At 66.8% G+C, this 19,083-nt stretch carries 17 protein-coding genes and 1 pseudogene; 11 read left to right on the plus strand and 7 right to left on the minus strand.

The annotated features are described in order from the left end of the window. The first annotated feature begins 9 nt into the window (after positions 1-9). Positions 10-885, plus strand: a complete 876-nt coding sequence (locus ASF22_RS02690) for a 4-(cytidine 5'-diphospho)-2-C-methyl-D-erythritol kinase (RefSeq protein ID WP_056261165.1) — start codon at positions 10-12, stop codon at positions 883-885. A 121-nt stretch (positions 886-1,006) separates the two neighbouring features. Beyond that, positions 1,007-2,608 carry an EAL domain-containing protein gene (locus ASF22_RS02695; protein ID WP_056261167.1) on the plus strand — a complete coding sequence of 534 codons (1,602 nt, stop codon included), beginning with the start codon at positions 1,007-1,009 and terminating at the stop codon, positions 2,606-2,608. Positions 2,609-2,630: 22 nt separating this feature from the next. On the opposite strand, the gene ASF22_RS02700 is transcribed toward ASF22_RS02695, so the two are convergent. Further along, positions 2,631-3,650, minus strand: coding sequence for a polyprenyl synthetase family protein (locus ASF22_RS02700; RefSeq protein WP_056167409.1), 1,020 nt, complete (start codon positions 3,648-3,650; stop codon positions 2,631-2,633). A gap of 195 nt (positions 3,651-3,845) precedes the next feature. On the opposite strand from ASF22_RS02700, the gene ASF22_RS02705 reads away from it, so the two are divergent. The 3 genes from ASF22_RS02705 to ASF22_RS02715 all read left to right on the plus strand — a co-directional run bounded on the left by ASF22_RS02705 (position 3,846) and on the right by ASF22_RS02715 (position 5,825). Further along, positions 3,846-4,070 (plus strand): DUF2007 domain-containing protein, encoded by a 225-nt coding sequence (locus ASF22_RS02705; RefSeq protein WP_056261169.1) that lies wholly within the window; start codon positions 3,846-3,848, stop codon positions 4,068-4,070. Then, complete coding sequence (locus tag ASF22_RS02710) at positions 4,051-4,836, plus strand: methyltransferase (RefSeq protein WP_056261171.1); 786 nt, start codon at positions 4,051-4,053, stop codon at positions 4,834-4,836. Before ASF22_RS02705 ends, ASF22_RS02710 begins: the two co-directional genes overlap by 20 nt. A 113-nt stretch (positions 4,837-4,949) precedes the next feature. Further along, a complete protein-coding gene (locus ASF22_RS02715; protein WP_056261174.1) occupies positions 4,950-5,825 on the plus strand; it encodes a S49 family peptidase in 876 nt (291 codons plus the stop codon). A gap of 18 nt (positions 5,826-5,843) precedes the next feature. Here the strand turns inward: ASF22_RS02715 and ASF22_RS02720 are convergent, their stop codons facing one another. Further along, positions 5,844-6,083 carry a hypothetical protein gene (locus tag ASF22_RS02720; protein WP_056167396.1) on the minus strand — a complete coding sequence of 80 codons (240 nt, stop codon included), beginning with the start codon at positions 6,081-6,083 and terminating at the stop codon, positions 5,844-5,846. Positions 6,084-6,284: 201 nt separating this feature from the next. Here ASF22_RS02720 and ASF22_RS02725 point away from each other — a divergent pair, with 201 nt between their 5' ends. The 3 genes from ASF22_RS02725 (at position 6,285) to ASF22_RS02735 (ending at position 9,819) form a co-directional block, all read left to right on the plus strand. Then, positions 6,285-7,232 (plus strand): glycine--tRNA ligase subunit alpha, encoded by a 948-nt coding sequence (locus ASF22_RS02725; protein ID WP_056167394.1) that lies wholly within the window; start codon positions 6,285-6,287, stop codon positions 7,230-7,232. A 99-nt stretch (positions 7,233-7,331) separates the two neighbouring features. Then, the gene (glyS, locus tag ASF22_RS02730; protein WP_056261177.1) at positions 7,332-9,455 is read left to right on the plus strand and encodes a glycine--tRNA ligase subunit beta; all 2,124 of its coding nucleotides are present in this window, start codon (positions 7,332-7,334) and stop codon (positions 9,453-9,455) included. 124 nt (positions 9,456-9,579) lie between these two features. After that, on the plus strand, positions 9,580-9,819 hold the full coding sequence (locus ASF22_RS02735; RefSeq protein WP_056167736.1) for a hypothetical protein: 240 nt from the start codon (positions 9,580-9,582) through the stop codon (positions 9,817-9,819). A 91-nt stretch (positions 9,820-9,910) separates the two neighbouring features. Here ASF22_RS02735 and ASF22_RS02740 read toward each other — a convergent pair whose 3' ends face one another. After that, a complete protein-coding gene (locus ASF22_RS02740; protein WP_200927070.1) occupies positions 9,911-10,405 on the minus strand; it encodes an N-acetyltransferase in 495 nt (164 codons plus the stop codon). Next, positions 10,402-11,979: a glucan biosynthesis protein G gene (locus ASF22_RS02745; RefSeq protein WP_056261180.1), complete on the minus strand. Its 1,578-nt coding sequence runs from the start codon at positions 11,977-11,979 to the stop codon at positions 10,402-10,404. The genes ASF22_RS02740 and ASF22_RS02745 overlap by 4 nt, the downstream gene beginning before the upstream one ends. 668 nt (positions 11,980-12,647) lie before the next feature. Between ASF22_RS02745 and ASF22_RS02750 the strand changes: the two genes are divergently transcribed. Together ASF22_RS02750 and ASF22_RS02755 are read left to right on the plus strand one after the other, a co-directional pair. After that, positions 12,648-13,814 carry a type III PLP-dependent enzyme gene (locus ASF22_RS02750; RefSeq protein ID WP_056167385.1) on the plus strand — a complete coding sequence of 389 codons (1,167 nt, stop codon included), beginning with the start codon at positions 12,648-12,650 and terminating at the stop codon, positions 13,812-13,814. Positions 13,815-13,938: 124 nt separating this feature from the next. Next, complete coding sequence (locus tag ASF22_RS02755) at positions 13,939-14,502, plus strand: N-acetyltransferase (protein WP_056261281.1); 564 nt, start codon at positions 13,939-13,941, stop codon at positions 14,500-14,502. Positions 14,503-14,519: 17 nt separating this feature from the next. Here the strand turns inward: ASF22_RS02755 and ASF22_RS24470 are convergent, their stop codons facing one another. Continuing rightward, the gene (locus ASF22_RS24470) at positions 14,520-14,690 is read right to left on the minus strand and encodes a hypothetical protein (protein ID WP_200918694.1); all 171 of its coding nucleotides are present in this window, start codon (positions 14,688-14,690) and stop codon (positions 14,520-14,522) included. A gap of 282 nt (positions 14,691-14,972) precedes the next feature. On the opposite strand from ASF22_RS24470, the gene ASF22_RS02760 reads away from it, so the two are divergent. After that, a complete protein-coding gene (locus tag ASF22_RS02760) occupies positions 14,973-16,418 on the plus strand; it encodes a saccharopine dehydrogenase NADP-binding domain-containing protein (protein WP_056261183.1) in 1,446 nt (481 codons plus the stop codon). Positions 16,419-16,713: 295 nt separating this feature from the next. Here the strand turns inward: ASF22_RS02760 and ASF22_RS22770 are convergent. Both ASF22_RS22770 and ASF22_RS23575 read right to left on the minus strand, forming a co-directional pair. Next, positions 16,714-17,695: pseudogene (locus ASF22_RS22770) on the minus strand (IS630 family transposase). A gap of 335 nt (positions 17,696-18,030) precedes the next feature. Beyond that, complete coding sequence (locus ASF22_RS23575; protein ID WP_156647592.1) at positions 18,031-18,399, minus strand: hypothetical protein; 369 nt, start codon at positions 18,397-18,399, stop codon at positions 18,031-18,033. Between the last annotated feature and the right edge of the window lie 684 nt (positions 18,400-19,083).

The raw sequence follows: 19,083 nt of genomic DNA on the forward strand, positions 1-19,083 counted from the left end.
CGAGAGCCCGTGCCAATCCTCGTCACCCGCGCTCCGGCGAAGATCAATCTCACCCTGCACGTTCTCGGGCGCCGCGTCGGGGACGGTTACCACGAGCTCGAAAGCCTCGTTGCGTTCACCGGCGCCGGCGATACCCTGTCGCTTCATCCGGGCGAAGCGCTCGCCCTCGAAGTGTCGGGGCCGACGGCGGGTCCGGCCGGCCCCCTCGACGACAACCTGGTGATCCGGGCCGCCCGTCATCTCTCTAGGCGCCGGCCCGGTCTTCGACTCGGGACGTTCCATCTCGTCAAGCGCCTCCCCGTGGCGGCGGGCATCGGCGGCGGCTCGTCGGATGCGGCCGCTGCCCTGCGGCTGCTCGGCCGCAGCAACGGCCTCGACCCCACGGATCCCGATCTTCTGGACGCCGCGCGCGCGACGGGCGCCGACGTTCCCGTCTGTCTCGATCCCCGGGCCCGGATGATGCGAGGGGCTGGCGAGACCATTGGGGCCGCCCTTGGGATCGCTCCCCTCCCGGCGATCCTCATCAACCCCGGCATCCCCGTCGAGACTGCACCGGTTTTCCGCGCCTTGGGGTTGATGGTGGGTGAGCGGTATCGACCGGGGCCGCATCCGGAGATCGCCGAGGGCGTGGATGCCGAGGCGGTGGTGGCGTCGATCGGCCCGGCCCGCAACGATCTCGAGGCGCCGGCCCTCGGTCTCGCCCCGGTGATCGGTGAGGCGCTCCAGGCCCTGTCGGTCGAGGCCGGTTGCCGACTGGCGCGGATGTCCGGGTCGGGTGCGACGGTGTTCGGCCTCTTTGTCGATCGCTCCGCCGCGGTACGGGCCGCGCGCCGTATCCGTGACCGTCATCCGCAATGGTGGGTGAAGCCGTCCTTGCTACGTTAGGCTGGCAAAGCGGTTCCATCGCCCACGAAATATTGGTCAAAGTCCACCGGACAGTCGGTCTTTTACCGAGACGAAAGGGTCTTGTCGGCACTGTCACTCTGCGGGATTGGCAGAGGGTCAGATGAAGCAAGCCTCATGGGGCGAAGGGGAATTGCGTGAGGCCCTGTGCCTCATGATGATCGGCGTCTGCATCTGGATTGCCGGCACCCAGCTCGGGATGTTCGACTACCTCCTGCATTTCACGACCTTCCATCACCTCCACGACCTTCTCATGCTCGCGATCTGCATGAGTTTCGGCCTGGTGGTCGCCTCGATCCGCAAGTCGTTCAAGCTTCGTCAGGCCATGATGGCCAGGGATTTCGCCCGCGATCGTGCGGAATCCGCGGCTCGGCACGATGCGCTGACAGGCCTCGCCAACCGGCGTTTCTTCAAGGAGACCCTGGACGGTCGTCTATCGAAGCCGGGATCGGCGGCCATCGCCGTCCTCCTGATCGATCTCGACCGCTTCAAGCCCGTGAACGACGTCCATGGCCATGCTGCGGGTGATGCCGTTATCTGCGCCGTCGCCGATCGGATGCGCGCCCTGGTTCCGCAAGGCGGATTGATCGCGCGTCTCGGCGGCGACGAATTCGTCGTCATGATCGACTACGGTGAGGACAGCGAAGCCGTACCCCGGTTCGCCCAGCAGATCATCTCCGCCCTGTCGAAGCCGGTCGTCTGGGAGCAGAGCCGGGTCGAGGTCGGTGCCACCATCGGCATCGCCCTCGCCTCGGAGAGCGGCTCCGATGCCGTCTCGCTCCTGCATGCCGCCGATGTCGCCATGTATCAGGGCAAGCGCGAAGGCCGCGGCAACTTCCGGTTCTTCCACCTCGACATGGGCCACGCCCTGAAGGTTCGGGCCCGCATGGAGGCAGATCTGCGCCTCGGCATCGAGCGCGGTGAGATCGAGCCGTTCTACCAGCCCGTGGTGCAACTCCCCGGCCGCGAGCTGATTGGATTCGAGGTGCTTGCGCGATGGCGCCATCCCGAGCAGGGGCTCCTGGGACCGGCGGAGTTCATCGCGCTGGCCGAAGAGACCGGCATGATCGCCGACCTGAGCTGGGCACTCATGCGCAAGGCCTGCACCGACGCCCGGTCGTGGCCCGGTCACCTGCAACTCGCCGTCAACATCTCGCCGCTTCAACTTCAGGACAAGCAGCTGCCGGAGCGTATCCTCGCGATCCTGACGGAGACCGGCTTCGCCCCGGGCCGTCTCGAGATCGAGATCACGGAGACCGCCCTGGTCAACGATCTGGAATCCGCGCGGGTGGCCCTGAAATCCCTCCAGAACTTCGGCGTGCGTATCGCCCTCGACGATTTCGGCACGGGTTATTCGAGCCTCTACCACCTGCGCGAGTTGCAGTTCGACAAGCTGAAGATCGACCGCAGCTACGTGGCCTCGATTCCCCTCGGCGAGGATCGGGCCAAGCTCGTGGATGCCATCATCGCCCTCGGGTCGAGCCTCGGCCTCTCGACCACGGCCGAGGGCATCGAGACCGCGTCGAGCGTCGGCTGGCTCGCGGATCAGGGCTGCACCTACGGGCAGGGCTACCTGTTCGGCAAACCGATGAACAAGGCGACGACGGACGGCCTGCTGACCCAATGGTCGGACGCTGCCGGCAAAATCGTCATCGCGGAGACCGGCAAGGACCAACTCACGCTGCCGAAAGCGGTCGCCGCCTGAAAGCTCCGCACCGCCTGCGCGCTCAGTGCGCGCGGGCGATGCAGAAATCCACGACCTGCAGCAAAGCCTGCTTCATCGGGCTTTTCGGGAAAAGCCCGAGAGCGTCGCGGGCCATGGCGCCGTAATGCCGGGCTCGCTCGATGGTGTCCTCGAGGGCGCGGTGCCGGCGCAGGATCGCGAGCGCGGTGGCGAGATCGTCGTCTGAGACGTCGCCGTCTTCCAGCGCACGCTTCCAGAACACCCGCTCCGCGTCCGTACCGCGGCGGAAGGCCAGCACGATCGGCAGGGTGATCTTGCCCTCGCGAAAGTCGTCGCCGACATTCTTGCCGAGGCTGGCGCTGGTGCCGCCGTAATCCAGCACGTCGTCCACGAGCTGGAAGGCGATGCCGAGGTTCATGCCGTAGGCGCGGCACGCAGCCTGCTCGGCCCGGGGGCGTTCGGCGATGACCGGCCCGACCTCGCAGGCGGCGGCGAACAGTTCGGCGGTCTTGGCGCGGATGACGGCGAGGTACTCGTCCTCCGTCGTCTCGGTATTCTTGGCGGCGGCGAGCTGCATCACCTCGCCCTCGGCGATCACCGTGGCGGCGGCCGACAGAATGTCGAGGGCTTTCAGCGAGCCGACCTCGACCATCATCCGGAACGCCTGGCCGAGGAGGAAGTCACCGACCAGCACGCTGGCCTCGTTGCCCCACTTGATCCGGGCCGCGACGGTGCCGCGACGCATGTCGCTTTCGTCCACCACATCGTCGTGCAGCAGGGTCGCCGTGTGCATGAACTCGACGCTGGCCGCGAGCTTGACCGCCCCGTCGCCCGCGTAGGCGCACAGGTCCGCCGTCGCGAGGGTCAGAATCGGACGCAGGCGTTTGCCGCCGGACGCGATCAGGTGATTGGCGACTTCCGGGATCATCTGCACGGACGATCCGGTGCGCGACAGGATGGTCGCGTTGACGCGCTCCATCCCCGCGGCGACGAGGGCCACGAGGTCCGTCAGGCTCGCCTCCGGATCGGGACGAGTGTCCTCCAAGGGTATTACGACGCCCAAACCCCGCTGCCTCCCAACCCGACAGGCTCGATGCGGGCGCGCCGCAACCGGCCGACCCGAACACCAAACCCCGTCTTGCGCGACCGACTTCCGTGCGGCACCCCATCGCATGGGCTCGGAGGCGCTGCAACATGCACCATGCCGCAAGGGCCGGAAGGAACGGGGACGAACCGTTCTCCCTCTCCAGGAACCGCGATGACCGAACTCATCCGCAGCAACGACATCGTCCTGATCGGTTTCGCCGAATCCCTTCTCGCGAGCGCCGAGATTCCGGCCTTCGTCGCCGACGGTCACATGAGCGGTCTGGAAGGCTCCATCGGGGCCTTCGCACGCCGGCTGCTCGTGCCGGCGGATCACGCTGCCCAGGCTCGCCGCCTGCTGACGGAGGCGGGTCTGGCCCATGAACTACGCGACGCCTGAGCCGCGCTCCCCCGATGCGTGGCTCGGCGGCCGCCTCCAGTTGTATCAGCCCGACCGCGGCGCTCATCGGGCCGGCACGGATGCGGTGCTGCTGGCAGCGCTCCTCAGACCCGCACCGGGTGCCACGTGTTGCGATGTCGGCGCGGCGACGGGGGCGGTGGGGCTCGCCGTCGCGTTGCGTGCTCCGACCTGCCGCATGCTCCTCGTCGAGCGTGATCCTGCCCTCGCGGACCTCGCTCGCCTGAACGCGACGCTCAACGGTCTCGACGGGCGGGTCGATGTGGTCGCGGCGGACGTTCTGGCCAAAGGTGGCGCGCGCCGCGCCGCCGGCCTCGTCCCGGAATGCTGCGATCTCGTTCTCACCAACCCCCCCTATTTCGAGGCTGGCCGACACCGCATCTCTCCCATCGCCGACAAGGCCGCCGCCCATACTTTCCCGATGGGCTCACTCGACGGATGGCTGCGAACCTGCGTCGAGATCCTTCGTCCCCGGGGGCATCTCGGTCTGATTCACCGGGCCGATGCTCTGCCGGACTGCCTCGACGCCCTGCGGGGACGCTTCGGCGGCATCGGCGTCCGGCCGGTCCAGGCGCGGGCCGGGGAGCCGGCGATCCGGGTCCTGATCACCGCCGTGAAGGGAAGCCGCGCGCCGTTCAGCCTGCTGACGCCCCTCGTGCTGCACGGTGCCGACGGCGCGTTCACGCCGATCCTGGCCGCACTCAACGCCGGTACGGCCTGGATCGGTACGCGGCCGAGCCAGGATTGACGACGGGTCGCCGTTGCTAAGCCGCGTTGGCGAAGCCCGATCGGCGCACCATCTCTGCGGGAACGGCACGGGACTATCCGGCGCCCGGTTCCCCGAAATCCCAGCGAGACACGATGGCGCTCACGATTCCGACCGGTCTGCGGGCCTTCCTTCCGGCGCGCTGGCGCAAGCGCAAGCCACGGGTGGCGGTGGTCCGCCTCAACGGCGCCATCGGGGCCGCCTCGCCGTTCCGGGCGGGGCTCTCCATTGCCGGGCTCGCCGGTCCCCTGGAACAGGCCTTTTCCATGCCGCACGTCGCGGCGGTGGCGCTGGTCATCAATTCGCCAGGCGGGTCGCCGGCGCAGTCACACCTCATCCACCAGCGCATCCGGGCGCTCGCGGCGGAGAAGGGCTTGCCGGTCTACGCCTTCGTCGAGGACGTCGCCGCGTCCGGCGGCTACATGATCGCTTGCGCAGCCGACGAGATCGTCGCCGATCCGACGTCACTCATTGGCTCAATCGGGGTTGTCTCGGCGGGGTTCGGCTTCGATCGCCTCATCGAACGCCTCGGAGTTGAGCGCCGCGTCCACACCCAGGGCGAGGCCAAGGCGATGCTGGATCCGTTCCGGCCAGAAAATCCCGACGATATCGTCAGACTGAAGCAGATCCAGGCCGATGTGCAGGACCTGTTCACCACCCTGGTGCGAGGCCGGCGCCCGAGCCTCGATTTCAATGGCGAGAACCTGTTCACTGGCGCCGTCTGGACCGGACGTCAGGCCCTGCGCCTCGGCCTCGTCGACGGGTTGGGGGATGCGCGCTCGACCCTTCGAGCGCGCTTCGGCGAGGATGTCCAACTCGTCATGGTGGCCGAGAAGCGCGGCTCACTCGTCGCCCGCCTGCTGCGGCGCGCGAACCCCGGAAGCACCGCCGGTCTGGCGGCAGACGGTCTTGCCGCCGAGGCTCTGGCGGTCATTGAGGAGCGCGCCGCATGGGCGCGCTACGGTCTCTGATCGGCCGTTGCAGCGGTTCTAGCGGGCGCAGCCCTCGGAACCGTAACCCGCATAGACCACCCGAACCTTGCGGGTGCAGGTCTCGGCTTGGACCGGCGCCGGCACGGTGACGACGTCGATGGGCGTGACGAGGGCCGGCATCGCGACGACGTTGGTGGAGTCCTGCGTCGCGAAGGCGTTCGAGGCACCCATCACGAGGGGCGTGGCAGCCAGCGAAGCGGCGGCGATGGCGGCGAAGACTGCGAAAGACGAGCGCATGGCGCGTTGATCCAAATGGTCGCCCGTCGGTCTGCGACGGAGAAGACTGGCTGATTGTTGCCTCAACTTGGCAGTGAGCGTGACAGTTCCGGCTACCCGACCGAATTGGGGCGAAATTGCGTGCGCCCGCACACCGGCATCGCTTGACACCCCCGACCCGCCTCTTAAACGCTGGCCGCCCCATCACGGACCGGATTGCCCATGTCGAGCGCCAGCCACCTGTCGAGCGCCGTCGATCTCGCGCCCCAGACCTCGTTCCAGGGCTTGATCCTGACGCTGCAGCGGTTTTGGGCCGCCCAGGGCTGCGTGATCCTGCAGCCCTACGACATGGAGGTGGGCGCGGGCACCTTTCATCCGGCCACGACATTGCGGGCCCTGGGGCCGAAGCCCTGGAAGGCGGCCTACGTCCAGCCGTCGCGCCGGCCGAAGGACGGGCGCTATGGCGAGAACCCGAACCGGCTCCAGCACTATTACCAGTTCCAGGTGATTCTGAAGCCGAATCCCCCGAACCTGCAGGAGCTCTATCTCGCCTCCCTCGACGCCATCGGCGTCGATCTCAAGCTCCATGACATCCGCTTCGTCGAGGACGATTGGGAAAGTCCGACGCTCGGTGCCTGGGGGCTGGGCTGGGAATGTTGGTGCGACGGCATGGAGGTGAGCCAGTTCACCTACTTCCAGCAGGTGGCCGGCGTCGAATGCTCTCCGGTCGCGGGAGAGCTCACCTATGGGCTCGAACGCCTGGCCATGTACGTCCAGGGCGTCGAGAACGTCTACGACCTTAATTTCAACGGCGGCATCGGCGACGACAAGGTCACCTACGGCGACGTCTTCCTGCAATCGGAGCAGGAATATTCGCGCCACAATTTCCAGGCCGCCGACACCGCCATGCTGTTCCGGCAGTTCACCGATGCGGAGAAGGCCTGCCGGACCTACCTCGACGCCGGGGCCCCCGAGGGCGAGGCCGGGCTGCACCGGATGGCGCAGCCGGCCTACGACCAGTGCATCAAGGCGAGCCACGTCTTCAACCTCCTCGACGCCCGGGGCGTGATCTCGGTGACCGAGCGGCAGAGCTACATCCTGCGGGTGCGCGAACTCGCCAAGGCCTGCGGGGCCGCGTATCTGAAGACGGCCGGCGGTGGCGCGGCCTGATCCGAGGGCCGCACCGCGACTTGGCCTCTCGACGTCGATGGCGGCTCCCGCCGCACCAGCGACACTCTCGAAAATTCATCTCGGACGCCGCCTGATCCCATGCCCGACCTCCTCCTCGAACTGCGCTCCGAAGAGATCCCCGCCCGCATGCAGCGGCGTGCGGCCGACGACTTGCGCAAGCTCGTCACCGATGCCCTCGTCGAGCGCGGCTTTCTCTACGATGGCGCCAAGGCTTTCGCGACGCCGCGCCGCCTCGCCCTTCACGTCGCCGGCCTGCCGCCCCGCGGCAAGGAGGTGCGTGAGGAGCGCAAGGGCCCCCGCGTCGGCGCGCCGGACGGAGCGGTCCAGGGCTTCCTCAAGAGTGCGGGCCTCGCCAGCCTCGACCAGGCGACCATCGTCTCCGACCCGAAAAAGGGCGAATTCTACGTCGCCATCATCGAGAAGCCCGGCCGCGAAACCCTCGACGTGCTGGCCGAGATCCTGCCCCAGATCGTCCGCAGCTTTCCGTGGCCCAAATCCATGCGCTGGGGCAAGGCTTCGGCTCAGCCCGGCAGTTTACGCTGGGTGCGCCCGCTGCAGTCCATCGTCGCCACCTTCGGGCCGGAGACCGAGACGCCCGACGTGGTGCCGTTCGACGTCGACGGGATCGTGGCCGGGACGACCACCTACGGTCATCGCTTCCTCGCACCGGACGCCATCGAGGTGCGCCGCTTCGACGATTACGTCGCCGCCCTGGAGCGCGCCAAGGTCGTGCTCGACGCCGATCGGCGCAAAGACATCATCCTGCACGACGCCCGCGATCTCGCCTTCGCGCGCGGCCTCGAACTCGTGGAGGACGAGGGCCTGCTCGAAGAGGTCGCGGGCCTCGTGGAATGGCCCGTGGTGCTGCTCGGCACCTTCGACCCCGCCTTCCTCGACATTCCGGCCGAGGCCATCCGCGCCACCATCAAGGCCAACCAGAAGTGTTTCGTCCTGCGCGAGCCCGGCGCCGAACGCCTCGCCCCGGCCTTCATCCTGACCTCGAACCTCGTCGCCAGCGACGGGGGGCTCGCCATCACGGCCGGCAACGAGCGGGTGGTGCGGGCGCGGCTCTCGGACGCGAAGTTCTTTTGGGAGACCGACAAGGCGATCGAGTTGGAGGATCGGCTGCCGAAGCTCGATTCGATCGTGTTCCACGAGAAGCTCGGCACGCAGGGCGAGCGGGTCAAGCGGATCGCGGCCCTGGCGCGCGAACTCGCGCCCTTGGTCGGCGCCGATCCCGACCTCGCCGAGCGCGCCGCCCGCCTCGCCAAGGCCGACCTCGTCACCGAGATGGTCGGTGAGTTTCCTGAGCTTCAAGGCCTCATGGGCCGGAAATACGCGGCTTTGCAGGGCGAGAACCCGAGCGTCGCGGCGGCGGTCGAGGACCATTATAAGCCGGTCGGCCCGTCCGATCGCGTGCCGACCGATCCGGTCGCCGTCGCAGTGGCTCTCGCCGATAAGCTCGATACGCTCGTCGGCTTTTGGGCCATCGACGAAAAGCCGACCGGCAGCAAAGACCCTTATGCTTTGCGTCGTGCCGCGCTGGGTGTCATTCGGCTTATCAATGAACGCCAGGTCAAACTGCCGCTGCGGAAATACTTCAACACCGCCGACTTCGGATTTTCCCAGAAGAGTGTTTCTGCTCCTGAGAAGCTGGAAGATCAGTATCTTCCTGATCTCCTCGCCTTCTTCGCCGACCGCCTGAAAGTCTACCTCCGTGACCAGGGCGCCCGCCACGATCTCATCGACGCCGTGTTCGCCCTGCCGGGACAAGACGACCTCCTGATGGTGGTTCGCCGCGTCGAGGCCCTCGGCAAGTTCCTGGAGACCGACGACGGAAAAAACCTGCTCGCCGGCTACAAGCGCGCGGCCAACATCCTGCGGATCGAGGAGAAGAAGGACGGACGGTCCTACGAGGCCGTGCCCGATGCGGCGCTCGCCGCACGGGGCGAGCTCGAGGAGCGCGCCCTGTCCGAAGCCCTCGTGGCGGCGCGGTCAGCCGCCTCGGCGGCGGTCGAGCGGGAAGATTTCGCCGGCGCCATGCAGGCATTGTCGACGCTCCGCGCCCCCGTGGATGCGTTCTTCGAGAAGGTGACGGTGAATTCGGACGATCCGGCCTTGCGTGAAAACCGCCTCGCCCTTCTCAACGCCTTGCGGGCGGCGACGCGGGAAGTCGCGGATTTCTCGCGCATCGAAGGTTGAAGCACGCCGAATCTCGGGAGACCTGCACGAGAACGAGAAGTTTGCGTAAGATCAGCGGCGGATCGGGGGAACGGTCCCGCTTGGTTCGTCGTTGGATGCCGACGTTTTCGACACGGAGGTCCCCATGCGCAACACCCTCTTCGCCGCCACCACCCTAGCGCTCCTCGTCGGTGCTCCGGCCCTGGCCCAGGCCGAGACCACGATCATCCGCCGCGATGCGCCGGACGTGGTCGTCGAGCGGCCCGCGAGCGAGCGCAAGACCGTCGAGACCCGCGAGAGCGCCGACGGCTGCGCCACCAAGACCGTGACGAAGGAAAACGACGTCGGCGACCGCAAGACGGTCACGAAGGAAGTCTGCGATTGATCCGTCCGCTCCGGCGCGATGCCGGGGCATGACAAGTCCACAACACCCGTCCTGGCTTTCGTCAGGGCGGGTTTTTACGTTTCGCGTCGGCCTACAGCGCCTTGACGTAGCGCCAGGCCTCCATGCCGTCCTCGTAATAGTCTTCGATCACGGCAAAGCGCGTGTAGCCCCTGCGCTCGTAAAGCCGGATGCCGGCGCCGTTGTCTGCGCGGACTTCGAGGCGCAGGTGCGTGCAGCCATGGGCGCGTGCGTCCGCCTCCGCCGCATCGAGGACGAGACCGCCGAGCCCGAGTCCGGCGCGCGCGGGCGAGACGGCGATGGAGGAGAGCCGCGCGTTGCGGCTGCCCCGTCGGCGCTCCAGGGTCGCGGCGCCCACCAGCATCGCGGGCCCCTCCCCGTCATCGGCCAAGGCCACGAGAACCGTCATGCTGGGCGAGCGGATGGCGTGACGGATCGCCCGACGCTCCGCGCGGTCGCTGGAGAAAGCGGCATGTTCGAGGGCGGCGAGCGCATCGAGATCCTCGATCCGCGCCGGGCGGATCGCGATGGCGGGCGTGGTATCGAGCAACGGCAAGGCCGCGCTCACGCGGCGATCCAGGGATAGACCCAGGTTTCCGAGAGCGTCCGTCCCCCCGCCCGCAGAAAGGCACGCAGATCCGTTTCCTGACCCGGGGTGGAAACCGTGACGTCGATGGCCGCGCGCAGGCCACCCGTATGCGGATTGGCGACGAGGGAGGTCGCCGTCACCTTGGCGTTCGATGCGCTGGCGATCACCTCGACCCGGCTCGGATCGGCGCCGTAATAGGCGAGATCGCCGCCGGCGAAATCGACGAGGAAGCGGCGGCTCAGCGCACCCTTGACCTCGTCCGCCTTGGCGGTGCCGCTGGCAATCGCCGCCGCCCCGAAGGTGTTGACCACGCAGGCCCCGGGATGGAGGGGGTCGCCGCCGACGCTGCGCACGCGGTACGACAAGCGCACCGCCTCGCCGGCCGCGTAGGGCTGGCGTGGGCGCCAGCAGGCGACGATGTTGTCGTTGGTCTCCGTATCTGTGGGCAGTTCCATGAGCATCACCGCCCCCTCCCCCCAGGCCCCGTCGGGCTCGACGAAGTAACCGGGCCGGCGATGGTAGGCCGCTTCCAGATCCTGATAGCTCTCGAAGCGCCGGTCGCGCTGGAGCAGGCCGAAACCCTTCGGGTCTGTGTCGAAGAAGCTCGAAATGCGCCGCTCCTTCGGGTTGTCGAGGGGGCGCCACAGCCACTCGCCGCTGCCGGCTGCGATCTGAAGACCGTCGGAATCGTGGAGTTCGGGCCGATAATCGTCGGAATGGCGCCGGTCGTTCTCGCCGATGAAGAACATCGAGGTCAGCGGCGCCAGCCCGAGGGTGGTGAGGTCCGTGCGGGGATAGAGCGTAGTCTGCACCGCCACCGTGGTTTCGTCCCCCGGATGCACAGTGAACCGGAACGCACCGGTAAGGCCGGGGCCGTCGAAGAGCGCATCGACGACGAGGGCATCGGCGTTCGCTTCCGGCATGCTTACCCAGAACTCCCGAAACACCGGAAACTCCTCCGGTCCGCCCTCGCCTTCGACGTTCACCGCGAGCCCGCGCGCCGACAGGCCGTAGCGTTCATCGCGGCCGAGGAAGCGATAGTAGCTGGCGCCGAGGAAGACGATGAGCTCATCGAGGAGGCTCGGGCTGTTGAGGAAGGAGTGGATGCGTAGGCCGGCGAATCCAAGATCCACCGGCAAGGGCTTGTCGACCTTGGTCCGGCCCATGTCGAACAGGCTCGCCTGATAGGCGATGGGAGTGGCGACGCCGCCCCGCACGAGGTTCACCGTGACGGGCCGATCGTATAGGAAGCCGAGGTGGAACAATTGCAGCCGGAACGGGCTGCCCTCGGCGCCCAGGAACGCCTTGTCGGGTTTGAAGCGGATATCGCGCCAGGCATCGTAGTCGAGCCTGGCGATGGCAGGTGGCAGGTTCGGCGCTTTCGCGGCGTGGGGTACTTTCGACAAGTCGCGGGCCCGCCGCTCCACGTCGGCAAAACCAAAGGTCTGCGGCACGCCCGGTTGCGCCGACGCGGCACCGGAGAGCAGCCCGGTGGCGGCCAGACTCGTGACGCTCAAACCGGTGATGACGGCGCGGCGGTTCGGTTCTGTCATGATCCTGCGCCCTGATACGGCCGTCGAAGGGTGAATGGACCGCTTGATGGCGCGTCAGCCCGGGCTTGGAAAGAGGCCGTGGAGGCCGACGCGGCGTTTGTGCAACATTCGCGGTCCGCGACCCTGTCGCGTCGAAAAGATCCGCGTTTTTTCTTGTCGCCGGAACGCGATGCTCGTATATCGCCCTTGCCCAATTTCGCACGTGCCTGTGGCCGCGTGTCGGTTGGTGGGCATCCGGCCAACTGCCGGACAGCCGCCAGGGGTCTTAAAGGATCGATGGTCGATAGGGTGGATTCCCTACGGCCGGCATCCAGGTGGCGACACCGGACCCCGACAACAACCGGCAGCCGGAGGCGAAACCGGCGAACCCCGCTCTCCACGGGGGACGCAGCTTAAAGCAACGACGAACGGGCTTTTTTGGTCTCGTCGGCCCTCCAAAGGCCGGCACCGAAGAGGCTTGTTTCTCTTTGCCCGGCGTGCGGTGGGGATCTCCCTTCCAATCCAAGGCAGCTTCCGGGAGCGTTTGCGCCCGCGCTCGACAGCGTGTCTCCAAAGCACGCCGCGCGCCGCGTCGCATCGATCCCAGACGCCGGACGACTCACGTCGTCCTGACATTCGACAGCGCGCCCCACGCGAGGGCGCTTGCGAACCTGTGGGTTGGAAACAGCATGACCGATCGCATCCGCGACTTCCTTCGCGCGCGCCGTGACATGGGCCAGGACGAAGGTCCCGTGATGGTTCTCGACCTCGATGTCGTGCGCGACAACTACACCGCTTTCGCCCGCGCGCTTCCCGACACCCGGGTGTTCTACGCCGTGAAGGCGAATCCGGCGCCGGAAGTGCTGCGGCTGCTCGCCGAGATGGGCTCGTGCTTCGATACGGCTTCGGTGGTCGAAGTGGAGATGGCGCTCGCCGCAGGCGCGACCGCCGACCGGATTTCCTTCGGCAACACCATCAAGAAGGAACGCTGCATCGGCCGCGCCCTCAAGCTCGGCGTGCGCCTGTTCGCCGTCGATTGTCAGGTCGAGGTCGAGAAGATCGCCCGGGCCGCCGAGGCCGCCGGTGTCGAGGCCGCGGACGTGCAGGTGTTCTGCCGGATCCTCTGCGACGGTGCAGGCGCGGAATGGCCCTTATCGCGAAAGTTCGGATGCGTGCCCGAGATGGCCGTGGACGTGCTGGAGCATGCCTGCCGCCAGGGCCTGCACGCCTACGGTGTGTCGTTCCACGTCGGCTCGCAGCAGGGCAACACCGAAGCCTGGGACGGAGCGCTGGCCTCCGCTTCCACGATCTTCCGCGAGTGCGCCGACCGGGGCATCACCCTGTCGATGGTCAACCTCGGCGGCGGCTTCCCCACCAAGTACCTCAAGGCGGTGCCGGGCGTGGAATCCTACGGCGACGCGATCTTCCGCGCGCTCACCAAGCACTTCGGCAACCACCTGCCCGAAACCATCATCGAGCCGGGCCGCGGCATGGTCGGCAATGCCGGGATGATCGAGGCCGAAGTCGTGCTGGTCTCGAAGAAGTCGCAAGCCGAGGACGAGATTCGCTGGGTCTACCTCGACATCGGCAAGTTCGGTGGGCTGGCCGAGACCATGGACGAGTCGATCCGCTACGCGATCCGCACGGATCACGATGGGGATCGCACGAGCCCGTGCGTGCTGGCCGGACCGACCTGCGATTCGGCCGACGTGCTCTACGAGAAGGTGCCGTATCCCCTGCCCGTCTCGCTTTCCATCGGCGACAAGGTGCTGATCGAGGGCGCTGGCGCCTACACGACCACGTACGCGGCTGTGGCGTTCAACGGCTTCCCGCCCCTTCAGCAATTCGTCATCTGATTCGGACTACCAGCATCGCGGACGGTCGACCTTCGATCGTCCGCGTTCTCATCCCGGACCGAGGGCCCGTGCCCGACGCGAGGATCGTTCGTCCCCCGCCCAGATTTCGGGAAAGGGTGTGGCCTTGTTTCAGATCCGCCATGAACGTTCGGGCGATGTTCTCGCCCGTGAGCATCTCCTCGACCTGTGCTTCGGCGCTGCCCGACGCCTGAAGACCTCCGAGCGGCTGCGCGAAGGCCGGCTTCCGGCCGAGGGACTCGCGTTCACGGCCGAGTATAACGGTCATGTCTGCGGCACCGTCCGTCTCTGGCACGTCGAGGCCGGATTTCGCCGGCCGGCCCTCCTGCTCGGGCCCCTGGCGGTCGATCCCGAAATTCAGGGCCATGGACTCGGTGCGACGTTGATGAGCCATGCGCTCACACGGGCGACGATTCTCGGCCACGGCGCCGTGCTGCTGGTCGGCGACGCGCCGTACTATGCGCGCTTCGGCTTCACGCCGGAACTCGTGGCGGGCTTATCGATGCCGGGTCCGTTCGAGCGCGAACGCTTCCTCGGGCTCAATCTCCGCCCGGGCGGCCTCGATGGTACCCAGGGCATCGTGCGCGCGACCGGCGCATGGGGCGATGCGGACGCTCCGTTCCCGGCCTTCGGCGACGCCGGTGCGGCGTCGCGACGACGGGTAGCCTGACGTCGGGGTGGTTTGTCCTAACGATTGGGATTGGTCTGTCCGGCGAGATCGCAGCGGCGGCGGAAGGCGGCATCCCGTTGGCGGCTGAGGGCGCGCAGGAGAGCGGCGGTCAGGGTGATGATGCCGGGATCGCGGTCGATGGGCTCTTCCGCCTGGGCGGGCAGGTTTGCGGTGAGGATTGCGAGCATGGGTGGGGTCCTTGGGTTCGATAGGGCGGCGCGTCCTCCGGCTTTGTTGCAGTGCAATATCGGCTTACGTCCCGAGGCTCGCAATCCCGCCGAGTGGGATGCAAGGCTGCGGTGAGAGCATGGACGGGTTCATGCTCCCTTAGGAACCGAGCTGGACGTGGTTGACCCGCCGGACGCCAGCCGCCACTGAGCCCGTCGCGTGCGCGTCATCTGTGCCGGCTAGGTGCGTCGGCCACCCGCGCGCATCGCGACGCCCGAGCAAGTTGTTAGGAGTGCCTGCCCATGACCGAAGCCGCCACCGCCTGGCCCGTCCACGGCCGCATCACCGGACCCATCGTGATGATCGGCTTCGGCTCCATCGGACGCGGCACCCTGCCGCTGATCGAGCGCCACTTCGCGTACGACAAGAGCCGATTCACCGTCGTCGAGCCGTCCGATGCCCACAAGGCGCTCGCCGACCAGCATGGCCTGCGCTTCGAGCAGGTGGCGCTGACCAAGGAGAATTATCGCGCGATCCTGACGCCGCTCCTCACGGAGGGCGAAGGACAGGGCTTCTGCGTGAACGTCTCGGTGGACACCTCGTCCCGCGCCATCATGGAACTGTGCCGCGAGCTCGGCGCCTTCTATATCGACACCGTCGCCGAGCCCTGGCCCGGATTCTACTTCGACAAGTCGAAGAGTCAGGGTGACCGCACAAATTACGCCCTGCGCCAGGACATCCTCGATGCCCGCACCGCCAGCCCCGGCGGCACCACCGCCGTGTCGTGCTGCGGCGCCAATCCCGGCATGGTGTCGTGGTTCGTCAAGCAGGCGCTTCTGAACATCGCCAACGACATCGGCCTCAAGACCGCGGAGCCGACGGATCGGACCGGCTGGGCGAAGTTCATGCAGGAAGTCGGCGTCAAGGGAATCCACATCGCCGAGCGGGATACCCAGCGCGCTAAGAACCCGAAGCCCCGGGGTGTCTTCGTCAACACCTGGTCGGTCGAAGGCTTCGTCTCCGAGGGCAACCAGCCGGCCGAACTCGGCTGGGGCACCCACGAGACGTGGCGTCCGGACAACGCTCGCGATCAGGAGAAGGGGTCGCGCTGCGCCATCTACCTGCTCCAGCCCGGCGCCGACACCCGCGTGCGCTCGTGGACGCCGACGGCCCAGGCGCAGTTCGGCTTCCTCGTGACCCACAACGAGGCGGTGTCGATCTCGGATTACTATACGGTGCTGGAGGGTGAGCGCGCCGCCTATCGGCCGACCTGCCACTACGCCTACCATCCGGCCGACGACGCCGTGCTGTCCCTGCACGAGATGTTCGGCAAGGCCGCCGTCGTCCAGGAGAAGCACCACATCCTCGACGAGACCGAGATCGTCGACGGCATCGATGAACTCGGCGTGCTGCTCTACGGGCACGAGAAGAACGCCTACTGGTTCGGCTCGCAGCTCTCCATCGAGGAGACCCGCCGCATCGCCCCCTACCAGAACGCCACGGGCCTTCAGGTGACCTCGGCCGTCCTCGCCGGCATGGTCTGGGCCCTCGAGAACCCTGAGTCCGGCATCGTCGAGGCCGACGAGATGGACTTCCGCCGCTGCCTCGAAGTGCAGATGCCGTATCTCGGCCCAGTGGTCGGCGTCTACACGGACTGGACCCCGCTGACCGGCCGCCCGGGCCTGTTCCCGGAGAACATCGACGAGACCGACCCGTGGCAGTTCCGGAACGTGCTGGTCCAGGGCTGACGAACGCTGATCGACGCCGCCCGTGATTGCGGGCGGCGTTCGCGGTGCTTAACGGTCTGTCCGGGATCGAGGTCCGGAGCCGTGAGGGCGACCGATCGACCTCGCAACGTTTCGATCCGACGAAGTCGTCGCTTTGTCCGAACGCGACGGATCCCCGGCAGTCGGAGATGTCGATGACCGCGTGGTCTTCCGACTTCGGCCGGGCGCGCGGTTGAGGCGACGAGCGTCACGATGCGCGACGGGGAGCGTTCCCTTTCCCACTGAAGATTGCGTAGCGCTCTTGAGCGTTTTCGGTTTAATCTGGTTCGTGTCCTGCGGCGGCGAAGAAGTTGGCGCACTCGTTGGGTGTGACGGTGTCGACGAGGCGTCCGATGGCCGACCACAGTCCCTCGACGGTGCGTTCGGCCGCCTTGCGGAGCAGTGCTTTGAGCTTCGAGAGCGCCATCTGAGGGGTCCCCAACCGACTCGTCGGTCGGGGTAGCCCCCGATCGGGTTGAAGTCGGGCGAGTAGGGCGGCAGGAACAACAGCCGCGCGCCTGCCGCCTCGATCGCCGCCCGCACTTCCGGGCCCTTGTGGCTGCCGAGGTTGTCCATGACGACGATGTCGCCGGGGGTCAGCTCAGGCACCAAGACCTGATCGACGTAAGCCTGGAAGGTGTCGCGGTTGATCGGCCCGTCGAGCACGAACGGTGCAGCGATCCCGGACAGGCGCAGGCCCGCCACCAGGGTCGTGGTCTTCCAATGGCCGTGCGGCACGGGTGAGCGCAGCCGTTCGCCACGGGGCGACCGTCCGCGGGTGCGAGCCATGTTGGTGGAGGTCCAGGTCTCGTCGAGGAACACGAGGCGCGCCGGGTCGAGATCGAGTTGGCCCTCGAACCACGCCTCACGCGCGGCCTTCACGTCCGGGCGTTCTTGCTCGGCGGCGTGAGCTGTCTTTTTTTGTAGGTGAGATCGCGTGCGTCGAGGAAGCTCCACAGGGTGCCAAGCCCGACAGTCAGATCGTGCTCGTCCCGAAGCCGGGCACGCATCTCCTCCAGGGTGATGTCGACCTTCGTGTCGATCAGGCCGCGCAGGAATGCCTCGTGCGGATCGAGCTTCGAGCGGCGCGCCCGCCCTTGCGGACGAGCGGCCACCGTCCCGGTCGTCGTGAGCGCGGCCATCCAGCGGATCGAGGTCGCGATGCCGACTCCAAACCGCGCCGCCGCCTGCCAGCGCGAGGTCGTTGCCGCGGCTGCCACCACCCGCTCGCGCAGATCCTGGCTGTAGGCTCGTCCCATCTGTCGCTCCTCCTCCAGAGCGATCAGTGAATCAGCCCAACAGCTTCGCGTGAACCCCACCCGCCCGATTCAGCGCAGCCCGAAAACGCTCTAAGAGCAGCAAATCGAGATCCGGGATATTTTGTGGTTCCCGGGGCTGTGACAGAATAGATTTCTCGTGCTATGTCGGTGCGCAACCATGGTTGTTGTAAAGATTCATCGCAATCAAGCAGCGCACTGAACGGATCATCATATTCCAATTCGCATAGTGCGACGCAGAACTGTCCACGACCGGTAGCGTGGGCTGCGTTTATCATTGGTTTCCAATCGACCATTTCATTTTCCATAGACATATTTCAATAGTATCCGCGTCGGAGGACGTTCTTCGCAGCCCCGCTCGGGAGCGGTTTTTCCTGAGTCCGACCCGGCTGCTCTGAATCGAGACCTTTTTGTCCTATTTGAAAACTGAGTTTCGAGTTCGCCAGATCCTTACATCTTTCCGAACTATGTTCAATATTACCAATAGATAACTTGGCTGCTGAAATGATTTCTCCAAGGGGCGCTGTTTCCGACGGCGTATAGTCTGCTCCAAGATTGTTCAGCGATTTCCGAAGATCGGCGTGAATGCCGCCCAGGCCACTTCCGTGTTGCGCCTTGCTTAAACAGATCGCCATACCCTCGTTCAGCGTCGGAGCATTCGGGATGCGATCGGCGGTCGAACTCATCCCGGCGCCTTTCGGTCGCGCGCCCAGGCGGTAGACCATATCCGGAACGATGTGATGCGAGGCGCCGTCACAGACGTTGAGAAGCTTCTTGTATTCATCGACCAGGCATTTCCGATCTCTCCTGTTGATGCGAACGGTCCCAGGAGGCGGCGGTATCGACCTGGGACGCGGCTTCTCCTCGACGATGGTGTCCCGCCGCCGACGCGCGGCACGCTCCTTGTCGAACAGTCCTGCACCTCGCCTTGCGGCACCCCTTGCTTCACGAGATCGCTCGCCTTCCGAAAAAGCTGGCGCTCGAAATCGTCTTGGGGAAGCTCAGCCCTCCATGCCGGCGCCAGAGACGTCGGCGACAGGGCCAGCTTGGCTGGCGGTCACCCACGGACCGTACCGCAAGCCCGCGATGATGCGACCCCAATTGCCAAGGCGTTCGAGGGTCGGTCTGGCCGGCGCTGCCGGCGGGGGCTTTGCCCAACCGCCTGCCGATCCGCCCGGAGGTGCTGCACTGCCCCCACTCATGATCTCAAGACACCCACGTCAGGAATGGCGAAAACCACAGCCCAGCCAGCCTGCGATCGTCAGGCCCCACGGCGGAGCGAGCCGGGCAGCGGATCATCGTCGTCAGGGGCCGGTCGGGCCCGCTGGTCCTTGACGAAGACCGCCTCGCCCACCGTGTTGCGCCGGTTC

The organism is Methylobacterium sp. Leaf87 (assembly GCF_001422775.1).
GTDB lineage: Bacteria > Pseudomonadota > Alphaproteobacteria > Rhizobiales > Beijerinckiaceae > Methylobacterium.